Source organism: Streptomyces sp. BI87 (assembly GCF_025957665.1).
GTDB lineage: Bacteria > Actinomycetota > Actinomycetes > Streptomycetales > Streptomycetaceae > Streptomyces > Streptomyces albidoflavus.
The window spans coordinates 6,189,554-6,206,654 of sequence record NZ_CP110079.1 but is presented as its reverse complement, the minus strand read 5'-3'; the positions used below and the strand labels follow the sequence as shown (position 1 = coordinate 6,206,654).

Sequence of the window (17,101 nt, the reverse complement as noted above, 5' to 3'; positions counted from 1 at the left end):
CCGGGCGGGGCGCGGCGCGGCGGGGCCCGTCCCGGGGCGGGGTGTACTCGCGGCGGACGCGCCGAGCGGCGAAGATGGCGGCGGACCATGGTCGGACGAGCAGAAGGAGAACGCGGATGGCCCACGAGCGTGCGGGCGAGGCGGCACGGCCCGAGGATCTGGTCGACGTACCCCGGCTGGTGACGGCCTATTACGCGCTGCGGCCCGACCCCGAGGACCCGGCTCAGCAGGTCACGTTCGGCACCTCGGGCCACCGGGGTTCCTCGCTGGCCTCGGCGTTCAACGAGGCGCACATCGCCGCCACCAGCCAGGCCATCTGCGAGTACCGGGCGCTCCAGGGCACCGACGGGCCGCTCTACCTGGGCGCCGACACGCACGCGCTGTCGGAGCCGGCCCGGGTGACGGCCGTCGAGGTCTTCGCCGCCAACGAGGTGCGGGTGCTCCTGGACCTGAACGACGGGTACACGCCGACGCCCGCGGTGTCGCTGGCGATCCTGGAGTACAACCGGGGGCGCACCGGGCACCTGGCCGACGGGGTGGTGGTCACGCCCTCGCACAACCCGCCCACCGACGGCGGGTTCAAGTACAACCCGCCGAGCGGCGGACCGGCGGCGGGCGAGGCGACCCGGTGGATTCAGGACCGGGCCAACGAGATCATCGCGGGCGGGCTGAAGGAGGTCCGGCGCGTTCCGTGGGAGCGGGCGCTGGCGGCGCCGACGACGGGCCGGCACGACTTCCTCAGCCAGTACGCCGACGCCCTGGAGTCGGTGGTGGACCTGGCGGCGGTGCGCAAGGCGGGGGTGCGGATCGGGGCGGACCCGCTGGGCGGCGCCTCGGTGGGGTACTGGGGGCGGATCGCCGAGCAGTACGGGCTGGACCTGACGGTGGTCAATCCGCGCACCGATCCCGCCTGGTCGTTCATGACGCTGGACTGGGACGGCAAGATCCGCATGGACTGCTCGTCGCCGTACGCGATGGCCTCGCTGATCGAGGGGCGCGACCGGTTCGCCATCGCCACGGGGAACGACGCCGACGCCGACCGGCACGGCATCGTCACGCCGGACGGCGGGCTGATGAACCCCAACCACTACCTGGCGGTGGCGATCGGCTACCTCTTCGAGCACCGCGAGCGGTGGCCGGCCGCCACCGGCGTCGGCAAGACCCTGGTCTCCTCGTCGATGATCGACCGGGTCGCCGCCGATCTCGGCCGTGAGCTGGTCGAGGTGCCGGTCGGCTTCAAGTGGTTCGTGGACGGGCTGCTCGACGGTTCGCTCGGCTTCGGTGGGGAGGAGTCGGCGGGCGCCTCCTTCCTGCGCCGGGACGGTTCGGTGTGGACCACCGACAAGGACGGCATCATCCTGGCGCTGCTCGCCTCGGAGATCCTCGCGGTGACCGGCAGCAGCCCCTCCGAGCGGTACGCGGAGCTGACCTCGCGGTTCGGCGCCCCGGCCTACGCGCGGATCGACGCGCCGGCCACCCGCGAGGAGAAGGCGGTCCTCGCGCGGCTCTCGCCGGAGCAGGTCACGGCGGACACGCTGGCCGGGCAGCCGGTCACCGGGGTGCTCACCGAGGCCCCGGGCAACGGCGCGCCGATCGGCGGCATCAAGGTGACGACGGCCGACGCCTGGTTCGCCGCCCGGCCCTCGGGGACCGAGGACGTGTACAAGATCTACGCCGAGTCGTTCCTCGGCGAGCAGCACCTCGCCGAGGTCCAGGACGAGGCGAAGGCCGTGGTGCGGGCGGCCCTGGACGGCTGACCTACCCCCGGTCCCGCGGGCGCCCCCTCCCGCGCGAGGGGGCGCCCGGGGGCACACCGAGGTCGCACGGGGAGCGCGGCGCGTAACCGGCGGGCGGGGCGGGGAGGGTGTGCCCGTCCGGTGGGTCGGCGAGGGGAGACGCGGTGGCGGGTGCGTGCGGGGACGGGGTGTCGCGGTGAGGTGGCCGGGGAGGAAGCGGGCCCCGAAGGACGAGGAGACGGGCCGACAGCGGGTGTCGGCCTCGGAGGAGGAGCTGTTCGGCGGCCCGCTGCGGTACGACACGGGGTGGTCCCGCCACGAGTACGCCTTCGAGGGGCAGACCCTGGCGGCCACGCTGCGGGCCTTCCCCAGCATGGTCGCGGGCACGCTGCGGCTGGCGGCGCGCGCCGACCGGCGGGCGCTGTGGACGGTGGGCGCGGCCGAGGTGGGGCAGGGCGCCGCGGCGGCGGTGGGGCTGGTCCTGGTCAACCAGGTGCTGGGGGCGCTCCTCGGCACGGGTGAGGTGGCCGACCGGCTGCACGGCGCGCTGCCGGCGCTGGTGGCGGGCGGGGCGGTGGCAGTCGTCGGGGCGCTGCTCGCCTCGCTGTCGACGGCGGCGACGGGCCGGCTGGAACCGAAGGTGGAGCGGACCGCCAACGAGCGCTATCTGAGCGCGGTCGTGGCGGTGGAGCTGGAGGCGGTGGAGGACGGCGAGTTCCGGCGGCTGATCGACGTCGCCGACCTGGGCGCCTCCTCGGCCCGGCGGATGGTGGGGCAGGGCGTCTCCACGGTGAACAGCCTGCTGTCGCTGCTGGCGGCGGCGGGCGTGCTGACCGTCCTGCACCCGGTGCTGCTGCCGATGCTGGTGCTGATCGCGGCCCCGCGCGGCTGGGGCGCGATGCGGGTGACACAGCGCCGGTACGCCTCGGTGATGCTCTGGGTGGAGCACCGCAGGGCCAGCAGCCTGATCGGCCGTCACCTGACCTCGCGGGAGTCGGCGCCGGAGATCCGGGTGCACGGGGCGGGCGCGTTCCTCCTGCGCCACTTCCGCGCGATGGCGGCCAACGCCGAGGCGGAGCAGGCGAGGCTGGCGCGGGAGCGGGCGGGGACGGAGCTGGCGGCGGCCGCGCTCTCGGGGCTGGCGATGCTGGTGACCTGGGTGGCGCTGGGGCTGCTGGTGGTGTCGGGGCGGGTCGATCTGGCGGTGGCGGGCACGGCGGTGGTGGCGATCCGCACCGGCTCGGCGACGCTGGGGGCGCTGGTGGTGAACCTCAACAACCTGACCGAGGAGTCGCTGTACGTCGCCGACCTGGAGAACTGCGTGGCGCGGGCCGCGGAGCGCGCCATTCCGGTGGGCGGGGCGGCGCTACCCGGGAAGGTGGCGGAAGTACGCTTCGAGGAGGTGCGGTTCGGCTATCCGGACCGGGCGGAGCCGGTGCTCGACGGGGTGTCGCTGCGGGTGCGGACCGGCGAGGTGACGGCGGTGGTCGGGGAGAACGGCGCGGGCAAGTCGACCCTGATGAAGCTCCTCGCGGGCCTCCTGTTGCCGGCCTCGGGCCGGGTGCTGTGGGACGGGGTGGATCTGCGCGAGGCCGACCGCGCCCAGGTCTTCGCCCAGGTCGGCCTGGTCACCCAGGACTTCGAGCGGTGGCCGATGACGGCCGGGACCAACATCCGGATCGGCGCCCCGGACCGGCCGGGCGACCCGGCGACGGTCCACGAGGCTGCCCGGGCGGCCGGCGCGGGCCCCCTGGTCGACGGGCTGCCGCGCGGCCTCGACACGCTGCTGTCGCGGGTCTTCAAGGGCGGCAGCGACCTCTCCGGCGGCCAGTGGCAGCGCATCGGCCTGGCGAGGGCCGAGTACCGCGACGCCCGTTTCCTGCTGGTGGACGAGCCGACCTCGGCGCTGGACCCGGAGGCGGAGATCGCCGCCTTCGACCGCATCCGGGGGCTGGCGGGGCCCGACCGCGCGGTGGTGCTGGTGACCCACCGGATGGCGGCGGTCCGCCGGGCCGACCGGATCTACGTGCTGGACGGCGGCCGGGTCGCCGAGGAGGGCACCCACGACCAGCTCCTCGCGGCGGGCGGCCGGTACGCCGCGATGTACGCGGCCCAGGCCGCGCAGTACGGGCCGGGCCCGCAGAGCGCGGGGGTGCTGCCGCTCCCCCGCCGGGGCGGACCGGCGGCGCCGTCCGCCCCTGCCGAATCGAGCAGGTGAGCGATGACATAATCCGGCTGACCGGGGCCCACCTGGCCGGCCGTGACGCACCTGGCGTGGCACGCAAGGGAGTTGAGCGGCCCTCAGGGGCGCACCGGTGGCCGGGCCGGCGTCCGGCCGGTACCGCCTCCCATACCTCCGAGCCCCACCGGAGCAGCCCATGACGGCAACGCCCAAGCCCGTGATCGACACCAGCCGGCCGCACCCGGCCCGCGTCTACGACTGGCTTCTCGGCGGCAAGGACCACTACCTCGTCGACCAGGAGGTCGGGGAGAAGCTCCCGGCCGAGGCGCGGGGCAACGCCGCGCGCAACCGCGCCTTCATGCACCGGGCGGCGGCCTGGCTGGCCGGGCAGGGCGTCGACCAGTTCCTGGACATCGGCACCGGCATCCCCACCGAGCCCAACCTCCACCAGATCGTCCAGGCCCTCATCCCCTCGGCCCGGGTGGTCTACGCGGACAACGACCCGATCGTGCTGCGCCACGCCGAGGCCCTCCTGGTCAGCACCGAGGAGGGCGCCACCGACTACATCCAGGCCGACGTCCGCGACCCCGAGGCGATCCTGGCCCACGCCCGGTCGGTCCTCGACTTCGGCCGGCCGATCGCCCTGTCGCTCATCGCCCTGCTCCACTTCATCCCGGACGCCGACGACCCGTACGGCGTCACGCGGGCGCTGGTCGACGCGCTGCCGTCGGGGAGCTGGCTGGTCCTCTCGCACGGCACCGCCGACCAGCACCCCGAACTGGAGAACAGCACCAAGGACGCCTACAAGAAGGGCGCCATCCCGCTGCGGATGCGGACCCGCGCCGAGGTCAAGCCGTTCTTCGCGGGGCTGGAGCTGGCGGAACCGGGGCTGGTGACGGCGACCGACTGGTACCGGGAGGAGCCCGCGCCGGTCAGTGAGCGCAGCGGGTTCTACGTGGGGGTGGCGCGGGTTCCGTGAGGGGCTCAGGCGGGGACCGCCTCCCGGTGCCGCAGGCGGCGCAGCATCCGCGCGTCGCTGAAGCCGACGGCACGGGCGGCGGTCTCGGCCGGGGCGCCCTGGCCGATGAGGTGGCGGGCGTGCTCCAGCCGTAGCTGCTGCTGGTAGCGGAGCGGCGTGAGACCGCCTGTGGCGCGGGCGAAGAGCCGGGTCAGGGTGCGGGGGCTGACCCGGGCGGCGTCGGCGAGGTCGGCCAGCGGCAGGGGTTCGGCGAAGCGGGCGTCGATCAGGTCCTGGGTGCGGTGGACGGCGTCGTCGAGGTGGGCGCGGTGCCGGAGCATGACGCTGGCCTGCGGCTCGTGCCCGTTGCGGCGGGCGTGGACGACCATGCTGCGGGCCACCCGGGCGGCGAGTGCGGGGCCGTGACGTTCGGCGAGCAGGTGGAGGGCGAGGTCGATGCCGCTGGCGATCCCCGCCGAGGTGACCACCCGGTCGTCGGTGGTGTACAGGACGTCGCGGACCACGGTGGCGCGGGGGTGACGGGCGGCCAGCTCGTCCTGGAGCTCGTGGTGGGTGGTGCAGCGCCGCCCGTCCAGCAGCCCGGCCTCGCCCAGCGCCCCGGCCCCCGAGCAGACGCTGGCGACCGTCCCGCCCGCCGCGTGGTGGGCGCGCAGCCGCTCCTGCACCTCCGGGCCGAACCAGGGGCCGCCGCCCAGGCGGAGCGAGCGGCGGCCGGGGACGAGCAGCAGGTCACCGGCGCCCAGGCGCGGCCAGTCGGTGGCGGCCGAGAGCGGCAGCCCCTGGGCGCTGACGACCTGCTCGCGCTCGGCGACGTAGCTGAGGTGGTACGGGTGCCCGTAGTCGGTGGCGGTGCTGAAGACCTGGGCCGGTCCGGCCAGGTCGAGCAGGTGGACGCCGGGCAGCAGCAGGAGGACGACGTGGGTCACCCGGCCGATACTGCCAGCCCGTCGGCGCCCGCGGTGCGCTCGGCCGCTCTTTCCGCCTCCAGTTCGGCGACGGTGGCGATCCGGGCGAACCGGTCGCGGAGCACGGCCTCGGTGCGCTCCACGACCTGGGCGGCGCTGAACCCGCCGACGCCGTCGGTGGTGGTGGCGTCGGTGACGAAGGTGATCGCGTACCCGAGGTCGCTGCCGATCCGCGCGGTGGTCTCGACGCACTGCTCGGTGCGGATGCCGCAGACGGTCAGCGCGGTGACGCCGGCCTCGGTCAGCAGGCGCTGGAGGGGGGTGTTGGTGAAGCAGTTGTGCGAGGTCTTGGTGAGGACGGGTTCGCCGGGCAGCGCGGGGGCGAGTTCGGCGAGCGGGCGGACGTGGCCCCGCTCGGGGTCGAAGACGTCGCCGGTGCCGGGCTCGGTGTGCAGGACGCGGACGACCAGGTCGCCCCGGTCGCGGGCGAGCGCCACCAGGCGGTCGACGGAGCGGGCGATGTCCGGGTCGGCCATCCGGCTCCACTCGGGCCGGGCGCGGAAGGATTCCTGGACATCGACGACGATCAGGGCTCGGTTCATGGGCACCAGGGTGGCCTGCGCGGACCACCCGGCGGCAGGCACGATCGGGGCGCGCTCCGGAACGATCCGGTCACGCCCTGAGTGCCTTCTCCCGGCCCCGGGTCAGAGGATGATGATGGCGTAGGCGAGGAAGAACCCGGCGATCAGCAGGCTGACGACGACGATCGCCGTGAGGGGCCCGGCGGCCCAGCCCTTGGTGGGGTTCCAGGTCTCCCGGGGTCCGGTGCCTCCCACACCGTCCTCCGCCGGGGGTGTCTCCTGCGGGTGGGGCCCGCCACCGCCCTTCATGCCGGGGGTGACGCGCGACTTCGCGGTGATCGCATGTGCACTCATGAGATGTTTGTACCCATTCGGCCCTGCTCTCATCGCACCCGGCCACGGAAATCTCTCCCGCCCCATCCGTGGCCTTCTCCCCTGCGGCACCGCTCCGGGCAGGTGCCGCGCCTGCCCGCCCGGCGTGCGCGCCCCGGCGGTCCGTCCCAGGATGGGCGCGACGGCCAGGGGCCGGTCCGGCGCCCGCCGGGGCCGCCCGGCGCCGCAGCCGACCCTGAGGGAGCCCCACATGATCACCGCGGAGACGACGACGGCGCAGGTCCGCTCGACGCTGCGCCGCGCCCTGCCGAAGAACGAGCGCCCCGGACTGGTGCTGCGCGCCATGGACCGGCTGGAGCGCGCCTCCGTCCTGGACGCCGTCGCCGGGCCCCTGCGGCGCGGCGTGCAGGCGTTGCCGCTCTCCCGCGCCGCCCGCGACGCACTGCACGGCAAGTGGCTCGGCCACCCCGTGCACCCGGTCATGGTGCAGGTCCCGGTCGGCGCCTGGCTCTCCTCGGCCGTCCTGGACCTGGTGCCGGGGGCGAAGGTGCCCTCGCGGGTGCTGATCGCGGTGGGGCTGGCCGGGGCGGGACCGGCGGCGCTCACCGGCTGGGTGGACTGGGCGGACACGCACAAGGAGCAACTGCGGGTCGGCCTCGTGCACGCCGTGCTGAACCAGGCCGGCGTCGTCTTCTACGCGGGCTCGCTCGGCGCGCGGCTCATCGGCCGGGAGAAGACCGGCCGGTTGCTGGCGCTGGCCGGGCTCACCGCGATCGGGGCGGGCGGGGCGATCGGCGGGCACCTCGCCTTCCGCCAGGCCTCCGGCGCCAACCACACCGAGAGCTTCCCGCACCTGGTCTCGCCCGGCTGGCACAGCCTGGGCGAGCTGGCCACCGTCCCGCTGGGGCGGCCGGAGCGGCGGATGATCGAGGACCTCGCGGTCCTGGTGGTGCGGGACGCCGACGACACGCTCTCGGTCATCGCCGACCACTGCAGCCACCTCGGCGGCCCGCTCTCCGAGGGGACGATCAGTGACGGCTGCGTCACCTGCCCCTGGCACGGCAGCGTCTTCCGCCTCTCCGACGGCTGGAACGTCGAAGGCCCCGCCACCGCCCCGCAGCCCGCCTTCGACGTACGGGTCACCGACGGCGAGGTCGAGGTACGGCTGCGCCGCGGCACCCCCCGCCGCAGCCGGCTGGCGCTGGCCCGCAACCGCTGACCTCCGCCGCCCTCTCCCCCGACGGGCCTCCCGCGACCTAGACTTCGCTTCTTCGAGACGCGGTGCGACCATCGAACGCCCCGCCGTCCAGAGCCGATCCGACGGTGTGGGAGCGTACGTCCGTGTTCTACCAGCTGCTCAAATACGTCCTGCTGGGGCCGCTGCTGCGGTTGATGTTCCGGCCCCGCGTCGAGGGGCTGGAACACGTGCCGGAGGAGGGGGCGGCGATCGTCGCGGGCAACCACCTCTCCTTCGCCGACCACTTCCTGATGCCGGCGATCCTGCGCCGCCGCATCACCTTCCTGGCCAAGGCGGAGTACTTCACCGGGCCCGGCCTGCGCGGGCGGCTGACCGCCGCCTTCTTCCGCAGCGCCGGGCAGATCCCGGTGGACCGCTCGGGCCGCGAGGCGGGCCAGGCGGCGATCCGCGAGGGGCTCGGCGTCCTCGGCAAGGGCGAACTGCTCGGCATCTACCCCGAGGGCACCCGCTCGCACGACGGGCGGCTCTACAAGGGCAAGGTCGGGGTGGCCGCGATGGCGCTGCGGGCCGGGGTGCCGGTGATCCCGTGCGCCATGATCGGCACCTTCGAGGCGCAGCCGCCCGGCCAGAAGTTCCCGAGCCCGCGCCGCATCCGCATCCGCTTCGGGGAGCCGCTGGACTTCTCCCGGCACGCCGGGCTCGCCGACGAGAAGGCCGTGCTGCGCGCCGTCACCGACGAGATCATGACGGCCGTCCTCGCCCTCTCCGGCCAGGAGTACGTGGACCGGTACGCGGCCGAGGTCAAGGCCGAGGAGGACCAGCGCCGCAAGGAGAGCAGGCGGTCCGGGGTCCGGCGCGGGAACTGAGCGGAACAGCGTCGGCCCCGCCGTAAATTCGCTTGCACCCACCACGGGTCGGCACGGCACTGTGGCCGCGGACCACGCGACGCGGGTCCGGCATCCCGAGGAGGCACCCCCAGCCATGCAGATACGTCCCGCGACCGGCCAGGACCTCGACGTCTTCGTCGACACGCTCCACGCGGCCTTCGGGCTCTTCCCGGAGCCCCCGGTCGACGGCGGCGGGCTGTGGTGGTCGGCGCTGGAGACGGACCGCTGTCTGCTGGCCTTTACGGCGGACGGGCGGCCCGTAGGCACCGCCGCCACGTACTCCTTCGAACTGACCCTGCCCGGCGGGACGGTCGTCCCGGCCGGCGGGCTGACCGCCGTCGGCGTCCTGCCCACCCACCGGCGCCAGGGCGTGCTCAGCGCGATGATGCGGCAGCAGCTCGCGGACCTGCGGGCCCGCGGCGAGTCGGTCGGCGTCCTGCTCTCCTCCGAGGCGCCGATCTACGGCCGCTTCGGCTACGGCCCGGCGACCTACACCTCCAAGCTGACCCTCACGCGGCGCGAGGCCGCCCTCGCCCTCCCCCGGGCGCGCGGTGCGGCCCCCTCGCCGGAGACCGGCTCGGTCGAGGTACTGCGCAGGGACCGGTGCGGTGACCTCCCGGAGGAGATCTACGACCGGTACCGGCGCGCCCAGCCCGGCGCGCTCTCCCGGCCGCATCTCTGGTGGGAGCTGCGCGCGGGCCAGGCGCCCGTCTCCCCGGCCCAGCGCTACCTCGCCGTCCACCGGGACGCCGACGGCGCCCCGGACGGCTACGCCAGTTACGCGGTCGAGTCGGGCACCCTGACCGTGGACGAGATCATCACCACCGACGACGCCGTGTTCACGGCCCTGGTCCGCTACGTCCTCGGCCACGACCTCGTCTCGAAGGTGGTCCTGCGGCACGTCCCGGCCGACCACCCGCTGCGCTGGCAGCTGGCGGACTTCCGCGCCGCCGAGGTGGGCGGTGTCACCGACTGGCTCTGGGTGCGGCTCCTGGATGTGCCGGGCGCGCTCACCGCGCGGGGCTGGTCCGTCGACGGCGAACTCGTTCTCGACGTGGACGACCCCTTCCTCGGCGAGCACGGCCGGTACCTGCTGACCGTCCGGGACGGCGAGGCCGGCTGCGTCCCGACCGGCCGCGCGCCCGACCTCTCCCTGGACATCCGCGACCTGGGCTCCCTCTACCTGGGCGGCACCGCGCCGAGCACCCTCGTACGGGCCGGACACGTCACGGCCCACCACCCGGGCGCCGCAGCCCTCGCCGACACCCTCTTCCGCACCGAGCGCGCCCCGCACTGCCTGCACTGGTTCTGACGTCCAACGGCGTCCTCAGCCGCCGGCCCCCAGCGCCGCCTCCGCCTCGTCCAGCAGCCGCCGCAGGAGGCGGGCGTCGGGGGCCAGTGCGGTGACCAGCACACCCGGTCCCGCCAGCGGGGTGAGCGCGGCCGAACCGGTCTTTGGGGAGCCGAGGAGCGCCGGCCCGGGCGGCTTGTCGGCGAAGGCGGTGTCGACCACGACGAGTTGACCCAGCGCCCGCCGCCCGCCCAGCACCGCGGGCCCGTCCCAGCCGCCCGGGGCCCCTGGGCCGCAGGCGAGTTCCTGGTCGAGCAGGGTGCGCCCGCCGTGGCGTACCGTCAGGCGGCTGGTCAGGGTGCCCGTCGCCTCGCCGGTCCGGCCGAGGATCTGCTCCTCGCGCAGGACGAGCCGCCCGTCGCCCTCGACCTCGGCATGGGTGGTGACCCGCAGGTCACTGCCGGCCGCCGAGATGAGCTGCTCCGGCGCCCAGACCAGGCGGGCGCCGGGTCCCACCGCGAGCCGTACGCCGTACTCGGCGGGGCCGCCGCGCTGTCCGGGCAGGGCGAGGGTGGCGGCGGCCGAGCCGATCCGCAGCCGGGCGCCGGGGCCCGCGGTGGCGGTCACGGTCAGGCGGTCGCCGCCGAGCGGGCCGCTCATGGCGCCGACCAGCAGCACGCCCGCCTCGTCCGGGGTGCCGCGCACCCGGCGCAGCGCCAGCGGACCGTCGCCCTGGAGGACGGGCAGGGCGGTGCCGCCCCGTCCGTCGGGGCGGGCCCGGACGCGGGCGTGGGCGGTGACGCCGGCGCTCACGCCGTGGCCCGCCAGGCGGTGAGCTGCTCGCGTACCCAGGCGGCGACCGGCCCGACGCCCTCGCCGGAGCGCAACGACTGGAGGATCACCGGGAGTTCGCCGCGCTGCTCCTTGGCGTCGGCGGCCATCCGGGCGAGGTCGGAGCCGACGTGCACGGCGAGGTCGGTCTTGTTGACGACGAGGAGGTCGGCGGTGGTGACGCCGGGCCCGCCCTTGCGCGGGATGTCGTCGCCGCCGGCCACGTCGATGACGAAGACCTGGGCGTCGGCGAGCCCCTTGGAGAAGGTGGCGGTGAGGTTGTCGCCGCCGGACTCGACGAGGACCAGGTCGAGCGGGCCGACGCTCTCCTCCAGGTCCTCGACGGCCTCCAGGTTGGCGGAGATGTCGTCGCGGATCGCGGTGTGCGGGCAGGCCCCGGTCTCCACGGCGGTGATCCGCTCGGGCGGCAGCACGGCCTCGCGGAGCAGGAACTCGGCGTCCTCGCGGGTGTAGATGTCGTTGGTGACGACGGCCAGCGCGTAGCTGTCGCGCAGCGCGCGGCAGAGCGCGGAGACGGTCGCGGTCTTGCCGGAGCCGACCGGCCCGCCGAGACCGATCCGCAGGGCGCGCCGGGTGCCGTCGGGCCGGTAGGGGTCGGCGCTGTGGGTGTGGTGCGGCTGGAAGGGCGTGTCGTGGTCGAGGTGCACGGGGTACTCCGTTTCGGGTGCGACCGGGCGGACGTCGCTGGTCAGGAGGCGAAGAGGCGTACGGGGCGGGCCGCGTGGGCCTCGGCGCCGATCTCCAGCAGTGGCGCCGAGGCGGCGGGCAGGGCGCCGGGGCCCTCGGCGGCACAGCGGCGGGCCGCCTCGGTGGCGCGGGCGGCGACCTGGTCCAGTTCGGGGGCGAGGCGGGCGAGGACGGCGGTGGCGTCGAAGGGGTCGAGGGAGAGCAGGCGGACGGTGGCGGTGGCGGGGCCGCTGACGCTCTCGTAGGCGGCGGCGTGGGCCGCGTCGAGCGGGGTGAGTCCGGCGGCGCGGGCGGCCAGGCCGAGCACGACGGGCTGGTGGGCGCCGCGCGGCCGGGCGGCGGCCAGCGCGTCGAGCGCCGGATCGGGCCAGGTCGTCCGGGCCGCGCGCATCAGCTGCCGGCCCAGGCGGCGGGCGGCGGTGCGCAGCGCCGGGGAGGGGGTACGGGCGTCGGCGGCCTCGTCCAGGGCGAGCGGGTCGGTGCCGCCCGCGGCCGCGGCGGCGAGGGCGGCGGCGACCAGGCCGGCGGTGTGCAGGCGGCCCCGGCAGAAGGCGGCGAGCTCCCCGGCGTCCCTGATCCGCCCGGCGCCCACCGCCTCCTCGGCGCCGCCGGAGTGGGCGTGGCCCCCCGCCGGGAAGCGGCCGTCGGCGAGGACCAGCAGGGCCGCGCGGCTCATGGGCAGCTCCTCAGAACAGGAAGTACCGCTGGGCGAGCGGCAGTTCGGCGGCGGGGGCGGGTTCGACCAGTTCGCCGTCGATGGTGACGGCGAAGGAGTCGGCGGCGACCTCGACCCGGGGCGTGGCGTCGTTCTCCCGCATGTCGGCCTTGGTGAGGCCCCGGGTGGAGCGGATGGCCGCGAACTTGCGCCCGAGGCCGAGCCGTTCGGCCAGTCCGTCCTCCAGGGCGGTGGCGGTGGTGAAGTTGAGGGAGTTGGCGGTGGGTGCCTTGCCGAGCGCGCCGTACATGGGCCGGGGCAGCACGGGCTGCGGGGTGGGGATGGAGGCGTTGGAGTCGCCCATCTGGGCCCAGGCGATCTGGCCGCCCTTGACGACGAGGCGGGGCTTGACGCCGAAGAAGGCGGGGTCCCAGAGGACGAGGTCGGCGAGTTTGCCGGGTTCGACGGAGCCGACCTCGTGGTCGATGCCCTGGGCGACGGCCGCGTTGATGGTGTATTTGGCGACATAGCGACGGGCGCGGCGGTTGTCGGCGGCGCCGTCGCCGGGCAGCGCGCCCCGGCGGTTCTTCATCACGTGGGCGGTCTGCCAGGTCCGCAGGATCACCTCGCCGACCCGGCCCATGGCCTGCGAGTCCGACGACATGATCGAGATGGCGCCGAGGTCGTGCAGGACGTCCTCGGCGGCGATGGTGCTGGGCCGGATGCGGGACTCGGCGAAGGCGAGGTCCTCGGGGACGGCGGCGTTGAGATGGTGGCAGACCATCAGCATGTCGAGGTGCTCCTCGACGGTGTTGACGGTGTGCGGCCGGGTCGGGTTGGTGGAGCTGGGCAGGATGTGCGGCAGCGAGACGGCGGTGATCATGTCGGGGGCGTGGCCGCCGCCCGCGCCCTCGACGTGGAAGGCGTGGACGGTGCGCCCGGCGATCGCGGCGAAGGTGTCGGCGACGAACCCGGCCTCGTTGAGGGTGTCGGTGTGGATGGCGAGCTGGGCGCCGGACTCCTCGCAGACGTCGAGGCAGGCGCTGATGGCGGCGGGCGTCGCGCCCCAGTCCTCGTGGATCTTGAACCCGACCACCCCGGCCCGGACCTGGTCGCGCATCGAGGCGGCGGAGACGGTGTTGCCCTTGCCGAGGAAGCCGACGTTGACCGGGCTGTGCTCCATCGCCTCGAACATCCGGGCCAGATGCCAGGCGCCCGGGGTGATGGTGGTGGCCTTGGTCCCCTCGGCCGGTCCGGTGCCGCCGCCGACCAGGGTGGTGATGCCGGAGGAGAGCGCCTCGTCGGTGATGCCGGGGCTGATGAAGTGGATGTGGGTGTCGATGCCGCCGGCGGTGAGGATCTTCCCGTTGCCCGCGACGATCTCGGTCTCGGGGCCGATGACCAGGTCCGGGTGGACACCGTCCATGGTGTCCGGGTTCCCGGCCTTGCCGAGCGCGGTGATCCGCCCGTCGCGGACGCCGACGTCGGCCTTGACGATCCCCCAGTGGTCGAGGACGACGACGCCGGTGATGACGGTGTCAGGGGCGCCCTCGGCCCGGGTGGTGCGGGACTGGCCCATCGACTCGCGGATGACCTTGCCGCCGCCGAAGACCGCCTCGTCGCCGGAGGCTCCGGGGCCGCCGCTGCGGTCCTCCTCGATCTCGACGAACAGGGAGGTGTCGGCGAGCCGGACGCGGTCGCCGGTGGTGGGGCCGAAGAGGTCGGCGTAGGCGGCGCGGGACAGCTCAGTCACGGGTGGCTCCGTTCTCGTCGGCCGCGTCGAGCGGGCCCGCGACGGCGCCGCGCAGCCCGGGGACGACGCGGGCACCGGCCAGCGGGACGAGGCGCACGTCGACGGGGATGCCTGGTTCGAAGCGGACGGCGGTGCCGGCGGCGATCTCCAGGCGCTTGCCCTGGGCGGCGGCCCGGTCGAAGTCGAGCCCGGGGTTGGCCTCGGCGAAGTGGTAGTGGGAGCCGACCTGGACGGGCCGGTCGGCGGTGTTGAGCACGGTCAGTTCGGTGACCGGGCGCCCTTCGTTGACCAGGACGGGCGTGTCGGCGTACAGGATCTCTCCGGGGATCACGGCGGCTCCTGACCGGTCAGACGATGGGGTCGTGGACGGTGACGAGCTTGGTCCCGTCGGGGAAGGTCGCCTCGACCTGGACGTCGTGGATCATCTCGGGCACGCCCTCCATGACCTCGTCCCGGGTGAGGACCTGGCGGCCGGAGGCCATCAGTTCGGCGACGCCCCGCCCGTCCCGGGCGCCTTCGAGGAGGTGCGCGGTGATGAGGGCGACCGCCTCGGGGTGGTTGAGCCTGAGGCCGCGGGCCCGGCGCTTCTCGGCCACGTCGGCGGCCACGTGGATGAGCAGGCGCTCCTGCTCGTGCGGGGTCAGTTGCAACGCGTGCACACCTCACAGGTCTCGTCCCGGCGGCGGCATCTGAGGGGCCGTCGCGGAGCGCGCGGCGGCCGGGGGCTGAGGGCTGGAGAGGGGACCGGCTCGTCGGCCGCACCTGGCCGTTCCCCGCGCAAGCACAGTAGTGAGGGGGCGTTTCGGCGGCGTTAAGCATGGTTAATTCGCGGGTCAAGGACCGGCGGGTCACGCCCGGACGGAGCAGCCGTCGGCACAGTCCCCGACCCGGACGCGACAGGCGGCGGCCAGGGGCGGGCCGTATACGGGGAACGAGGTGCCGGGGGTGCGGTCAGCCGGCGCCGGGGTCGCGGTGCTCGGCGGTCAGGCCGTACCGCCGTGACTCGCTCCAGCCGGCGCCGGTGTCGCCGTTCCCGAGACGGGAGACGGTGCTGATGATCTCCTCCCCGTCCGCCGGCTCCTCGGCGGCGGCCTGGCCGGCGGCGGCCTCCAGCCGCTCCAGGTCGGCGGCGGAGACCAGGGCCACCAGCGGCTTGCCGTGACGGGTCACGACCACCCGCTCGCCGCCGTAGACGACGCGGTTGATCAGCTCGGCCAGCTCAGCCCGGGCCTGCGTCACCGGAATCTCGTACGCCATACCCCCCATTCTAGCGTCACGTACGTCCTGTACATTTTTGACAGATGGCACGGCGATGGACGCCGCGCCGCCAGCGAGATGGGGTTCTCCATGCAGCGCGCCACCGCCCGTCACCACCTCCCCGAGTTCACCGAGCGCACCTCGGAGGGGAGCCGGACGCAGGACCCGTACAGCAAGCTCTACTCGGAGCGGATCGTCTTCCTCGGCACGCCGGTGGACGAGGCCAGTGTCAGCGACGTGACGGCCCAGTTCCTCCACCTCGAACACGCCGACCCCGACCGGGACATCCAGCTGTACATCAACTCCCCCGGCGGCTCCTTCAGCGCGATGACGGCGCTGTACGACACCCTCCAGTACGTCCGCTGCGACGTGGCGACCACCTGTCTCGGGCAGGCCGGCTCGGCGGCGGCCGTCCTGCTCGCCGCCGGGGCGCCGGGCAAGCGGCTGATGCTGCCGGGCTCCCGGGCCGTCATCCGCCAGCCCGCGCTGACCGAGCCGGTGCAGGGCCAGGTCAGCGACCTGGCCATCGAGGCGGAGGAACTGCTGCGGATGCGCGCCCTCCTGGAGGAGCTGCTCGCCCGCCACACCGGCCGCGACCGGGCCCAGGTCGCCGAGGACATCGAGCGGGACCTGCACCTCGACGCCCGGCAGGCGGTGGAGTACGGCCTCGCCGACCAGCTGGTGGGCAGCCGTAAGGGTCCGGCCGGCGGGAACTGACCCGCCGGGGCGGGGGGCCGGGGGAGCGTCGCGCTCGCCCACCCCCGCCGAGCGCCGCACCCCGCCCGGCGGAGCGCACACCGGGCCGCCCGCCCGGCGCGCCACGCCCGGAACGGCCCGTACGGGCTACCCCCGGACGGTGTATTCCGGGGCCCTCCTCCCGGCCCCTCCGGGTTGCGCCCGCGGTCCGCCCGCGTCTGCGCGCGCACCGCTCCACCGCTGGTCCGGAGCTCCCTCCCGCCCGGGACACGCCCGGGCGCCCCACCAGGTCCACTCGAACAGGGCAGGGGAGACCGAACGCACAAACTGCCGGCTCCTCCCCGAAATCGCCGCCGTCGTACGTGAAGATCCGTCAGGACGACAAGCCCCCGCCACAGCGGCGGGGCGGTCCGGGCGGACGCCGAGCCCTGCCGCCGTCCGGACGACAGGTCGACACCGAGTGGATCGGCAGGAGTGGAGGACCCAGGCACGACGGGCCCAGGAGACCGGTGACGGACTCCGAGGGCCCTTGGGGTGAAGCCGCCACGGCGGCCGGGCGACTTCGCAGGCCCGAACCCGACAGGTCATCCTTCACAGGCGGCTGACGAAGGGTTACGCATGACTGAGCGGAATCGAGTCCCGTCCCTGCTCTCCCGGGCCGGAGCGGTCTCGGCCCTCTCCCTCGCCGCGATGAGCACCAACCTGGTCGCTCCCGGCGCCGCGCCCGAGGCGGCGGCGGCCACCCACGCCGCCAAGGCGCTCCAGATCGCCTCCTCGAAGAAGGGCTCGCCCTACCGGTACGGCGCGACCGGCCCCCGGAGCTTCGACTGCTCGGGGCTGACGCTCTACTCGTACAAGAAGGCCGGGAAGAAGCTGCCACGGACGGCGGCGCAGCAGCACAACCGGACCAAACGGATCGCCGCCTCCAACCGCCGCAAGGGCGACCTGGTCTTCTTCCACTCCGGCGGCAGCGTCTACCACGTGGGCATCTACGCCGGGAGCGGCAAGATCTGGCACTCCCCCAAGAGCGGCGCGGTGGTGCGGCTGGAGAAGATCTGGACCGGCAGCGTGCGGTACGGGCGCGTGAACTGACGGACGCCGCCGGCGGC

Annotated in this window: 18 protein-coding genes and 1 riboswitch; of the genes, 8 read left to right on the top strand and 10 right to left on the bottom strand. The window is 74.8% G+C overall.

Annotated elements, in window-relative coordinates; translation table 11 throughout:
- Window positions 1-116: 116 nt before the first annotated feature.
- From pgm to OIM89_RS27790, 3 genes are all read left to right on the top strand, one after another.
- Window positions 117-1,757 (top strand): phosphoglucomutase (alpha-D-glucose-1,6-bisphosphate-dependent), encoded by a 1,641-nt coding sequence (gene pgm, locus OIM89_RS27800; RefSeq protein WP_047467705.1) that lies wholly within the window; start codon window positions 117-119, stop codon window positions 1,755-1,757.
- Between the two features lie 232 nt (window positions 1,758-1,989).
- Window positions 1,990-3,954, top strand: coding sequence for an ABC transporter ATP-binding protein (locus OIM89_RS27795; protein ID WP_030695286.1), 1,965 nt, complete (start codon window positions 1,990-1,992; stop codon window positions 3,952-3,954).
- 160 nt (window positions 3,955-4,114) lie between these two features.
- A complete protein-coding gene (locus OIM89_RS27790; protein WP_264491705.1) occupies window positions 4,115-4,897 on the top strand; it encodes an SAM-dependent methyltransferase in 783 nt (260 codons plus the stop codon).
- Between the two features lie 5 nt (window positions 4,898-4,902).
- On the opposite strand, the gene OIM89_RS27785 is transcribed toward OIM89_RS27790, so the two are convergent.
- The 3 genes from OIM89_RS27785 to OIM89_RS27775 all read right to left on the bottom strand — a co-directional run bounded on the left by OIM89_RS27785 (window position 4,903) and on the right by OIM89_RS27775 (window position 6,737).
- Complete coding sequence (locus tag OIM89_RS27785) at window positions 4,903-5,823, bottom strand: GlxA family transcriptional regulator (protein ID WP_047467709.1); 921 nt, start codon at window positions 5,821-5,823, stop codon at window positions 4,903-4,905.
- Window positions 5,820-6,404 carry a cysteine hydrolase family protein gene (locus OIM89_RS27780; RefSeq protein WP_264491704.1) on the bottom strand — a complete coding sequence of 195 codons (585 nt, stop codon included), beginning with the start codon at window positions 6,402-6,404 and terminating at the stop codon, window positions 5,820-5,822. Before OIM89_RS27780 ends, OIM89_RS27785 begins: the two co-directional genes overlap by 4 nt.
- A 102-nt stretch (window positions 6,405-6,506) precedes the next feature.
- Window positions 6,507-6,737: a DUF6480 family protein gene (locus OIM89_RS27775; protein ID WP_030695284.1), complete on the bottom strand. Its 231-nt coding sequence runs from the start codon at window positions 6,735-6,737 to the stop codon at window positions 6,507-6,509.
- A gap of 229 nt (window positions 6,738-6,966) precedes the next feature.
- Between OIM89_RS27775 and OIM89_RS27770 the strand changes: the two genes are divergently transcribed.
- The 3 genes from OIM89_RS27770 to OIM89_RS27760 all read left to right on the top strand — a co-directional run bounded on the left by OIM89_RS27770 (window position 6,967) and on the right by OIM89_RS27760 (window position 10,113).
- Window positions 6,967-7,935, top strand: a complete 969-nt coding sequence (locus tag OIM89_RS27770) for a Rieske (2Fe-2S) protein (protein WP_264491703.1) — start codon at window positions 6,967-6,969, stop codon at window positions 7,933-7,935.
- Between the two features lie 122 nt (window positions 7,936-8,057).
- A complete protein-coding gene (locus OIM89_RS27765) occupies window positions 8,058-8,780 on the top strand; it encodes a lysophospholipid acyltransferase family protein (RefSeq protein WP_030695282.1) in 723 nt (240 codons plus the stop codon).
- A gap of 115 nt (window positions 8,781-8,895) precedes the next feature.
- The gene (locus OIM89_RS27760) at window positions 8,896-10,113 is read left to right on the top strand and encodes a GNAT family N-acetyltransferase (RefSeq protein WP_226964983.1); all 1,218 of its coding nucleotides are present in this window, start codon (window positions 8,896-8,898) and stop codon (window positions 10,111-10,113) included.
- 15 nt (window positions 10,114-10,128) lie between these two features.
- On the opposite strand, the gene OIM89_RS27755 is transcribed toward OIM89_RS27760, so the two are convergent.
- From OIM89_RS27755 to OIM89_RS27725, 7 genes are all read right to left on the bottom strand, one after another.
- Entirely contained in the window at window positions 10,129-10,905 is a 777-nt protein-coding gene (locus OIM89_RS27755) for an urease accessory protein UreD (protein WP_052231053.1), read from the bottom strand.
- Window positions 10,902-11,591, bottom strand: a complete 690-nt coding sequence (ureG, locus tag OIM89_RS27750) for an urease accessory protein UreG (RefSeq protein WP_047467712.1) — start codon at window positions 11,589-11,591, stop codon at window positions 10,902-10,904. The genes OIM89_RS27755 and ureG overlap by 4 nt, the downstream gene beginning before the upstream one ends.
- A gap of 41 nt (window positions 11,592-11,632) precedes the next feature.
- Window positions 11,633-12,307, bottom strand: coding sequence for an urease accessory protein UreF (locus OIM89_RS27745; RefSeq protein WP_030695278.1), 675 nt, complete (start codon window positions 12,305-12,307; stop codon window positions 11,633-11,635).
- 10 nt (window positions 12,308-12,317) lie between these two features.
- Window positions 12,318-14,039, bottom strand: a complete 1,722-nt coding sequence (locus tag OIM89_RS27740; RefSeq protein WP_030695277.1) for an urease subunit alpha — start codon at window positions 14,037-14,039, stop codon at window positions 12,318-12,320.
- Window positions 14,032-14,370, bottom strand: a complete 339-nt coding sequence (locus tag OIM89_RS27735; RefSeq protein ID WP_047467715.1) for an urease subunit beta — start codon at window positions 14,368-14,370, stop codon at window positions 14,032-14,034. Before OIM89_RS27735 ends, OIM89_RS27740 begins: the two co-directional genes overlap by 8 nt.
- Window positions 14,371-14,386: 16 nt before the next feature.
- A complete protein-coding gene (locus OIM89_RS27730; RefSeq protein ID WP_010639708.1) occupies window positions 14,387-14,689 on the bottom strand; it encodes an urease subunit gamma in 303 nt (100 codons plus the stop codon).
- A gap of 301 nt (window positions 14,690-14,990) precedes the next feature.
- Complete coding sequence (locus OIM89_RS27725) at window positions 14,991-15,296, bottom strand: type II toxin-antitoxin system Phd/YefM family antitoxin (protein ID WP_030695275.1); 306 nt, start codon at window positions 15,294-15,296, stop codon at window positions 14,991-14,993.
- 90 nt (window positions 15,297-15,386) lie between these two features.
- Between OIM89_RS27725 and OIM89_RS27720 the strand changes: the two genes are divergently transcribed.
- Entirely contained in the window at window positions 15,387-16,013 is a 627-nt protein-coding gene (locus OIM89_RS27720; RefSeq protein ID WP_030695274.1) for an ATP-dependent Clp protease proteolytic subunit, read from the top strand.
- Window positions 16,014-16,436: 423 nt separating this feature from the next.
- Window positions 16,437-16,607: riboswitch (cyclic di-AMP (ydaO/yuaA leader) on the top strand.
- 3 nt (window positions 16,608-16,610) lie between these two features.
- On the top strand, window positions 16,611-17,084 hold the full coding sequence (locus tag OIM89_RS27715) for a C40 family peptidase (RefSeq protein ID WP_257202548.1): 474 nt from the start codon (window positions 16,611-16,613) through the stop codon (window positions 17,082-17,084).
- The last annotated feature ends 17 nt before the right edge of the window (window positions 17,085-17,101 follow it).

Excerpts from the sequence above, each read along its gene's own strand:
- pgm (WP_047467705.1), top strand. The coding sequence starts at position 117 with ATGGCCCACGAGCGTGCGGGCGAGGCGGCACGGCCCGAGGATCTGGTC.
- OIM89_RS27790 (WP_264491705.1), top strand. The coding sequence starts at position 4,115 with ATGACGGCAACGCCCAAGCCCGTGATCGACACCAGCCGGCCGCACCCG.
- OIM89_RS27780 (WP_264491704.1), bottom strand. The coding sequence starts at position 6,404 with ATGAACCGAGCCCTGATCGTCGTCGATGTCCAGGAATCCTTCCGCGCC.
- OIM89_RS27775 (WP_030695284.1), bottom strand. The coding sequence starts at position 6,737 with ATGAGTGCACATGCGATCACCGCGAAGTCGCGCGTCACCCCCGGCATG.
- OIM89_RS27770 (WP_264491703.1), top strand. The coding sequence starts at position 6,967 with ATGATCACCGCGGAGACGACGACGGCGCAGGTCCGCTCGACGCTGCGC.
- OIM89_RS27760 (WP_226964983.1), top strand. The coding sequence starts at position 8,896 with ATGCAGATACGTCCCGCGACCGGCCAGGACCTCGACGTCTTCGTCGAC.
- OIM89_RS27745 (WP_030695278.1), bottom strand. The coding sequence starts at position 12,307 with ATGAGCCGCGCGGCCCTGCTGGTCCTCGCCGACGGCCGCTTCCCGGCG.
- OIM89_RS27725 (WP_030695275.1), bottom strand. The coding sequence starts at position 15,296 with ATGGCGTACGAGATTCCGGTGACGCAGGCCCGGGCTGAGCTGGCCGAG.
- OIM89_RS27720 (WP_030695274.1), top strand. The coding sequence starts at position 15,387 with ATGCAGCGCGCCACCGCCCGTCACCACCTCCCCGAGTTCACCGAGCGC.
- OIM89_RS27715 (WP_257202548.1), top strand. The coding sequence starts at position 16,611 with ATGACTGAGCGGAATCGAGTCCCGTCCCTGCTCTCCCGGGCCGGAGCG.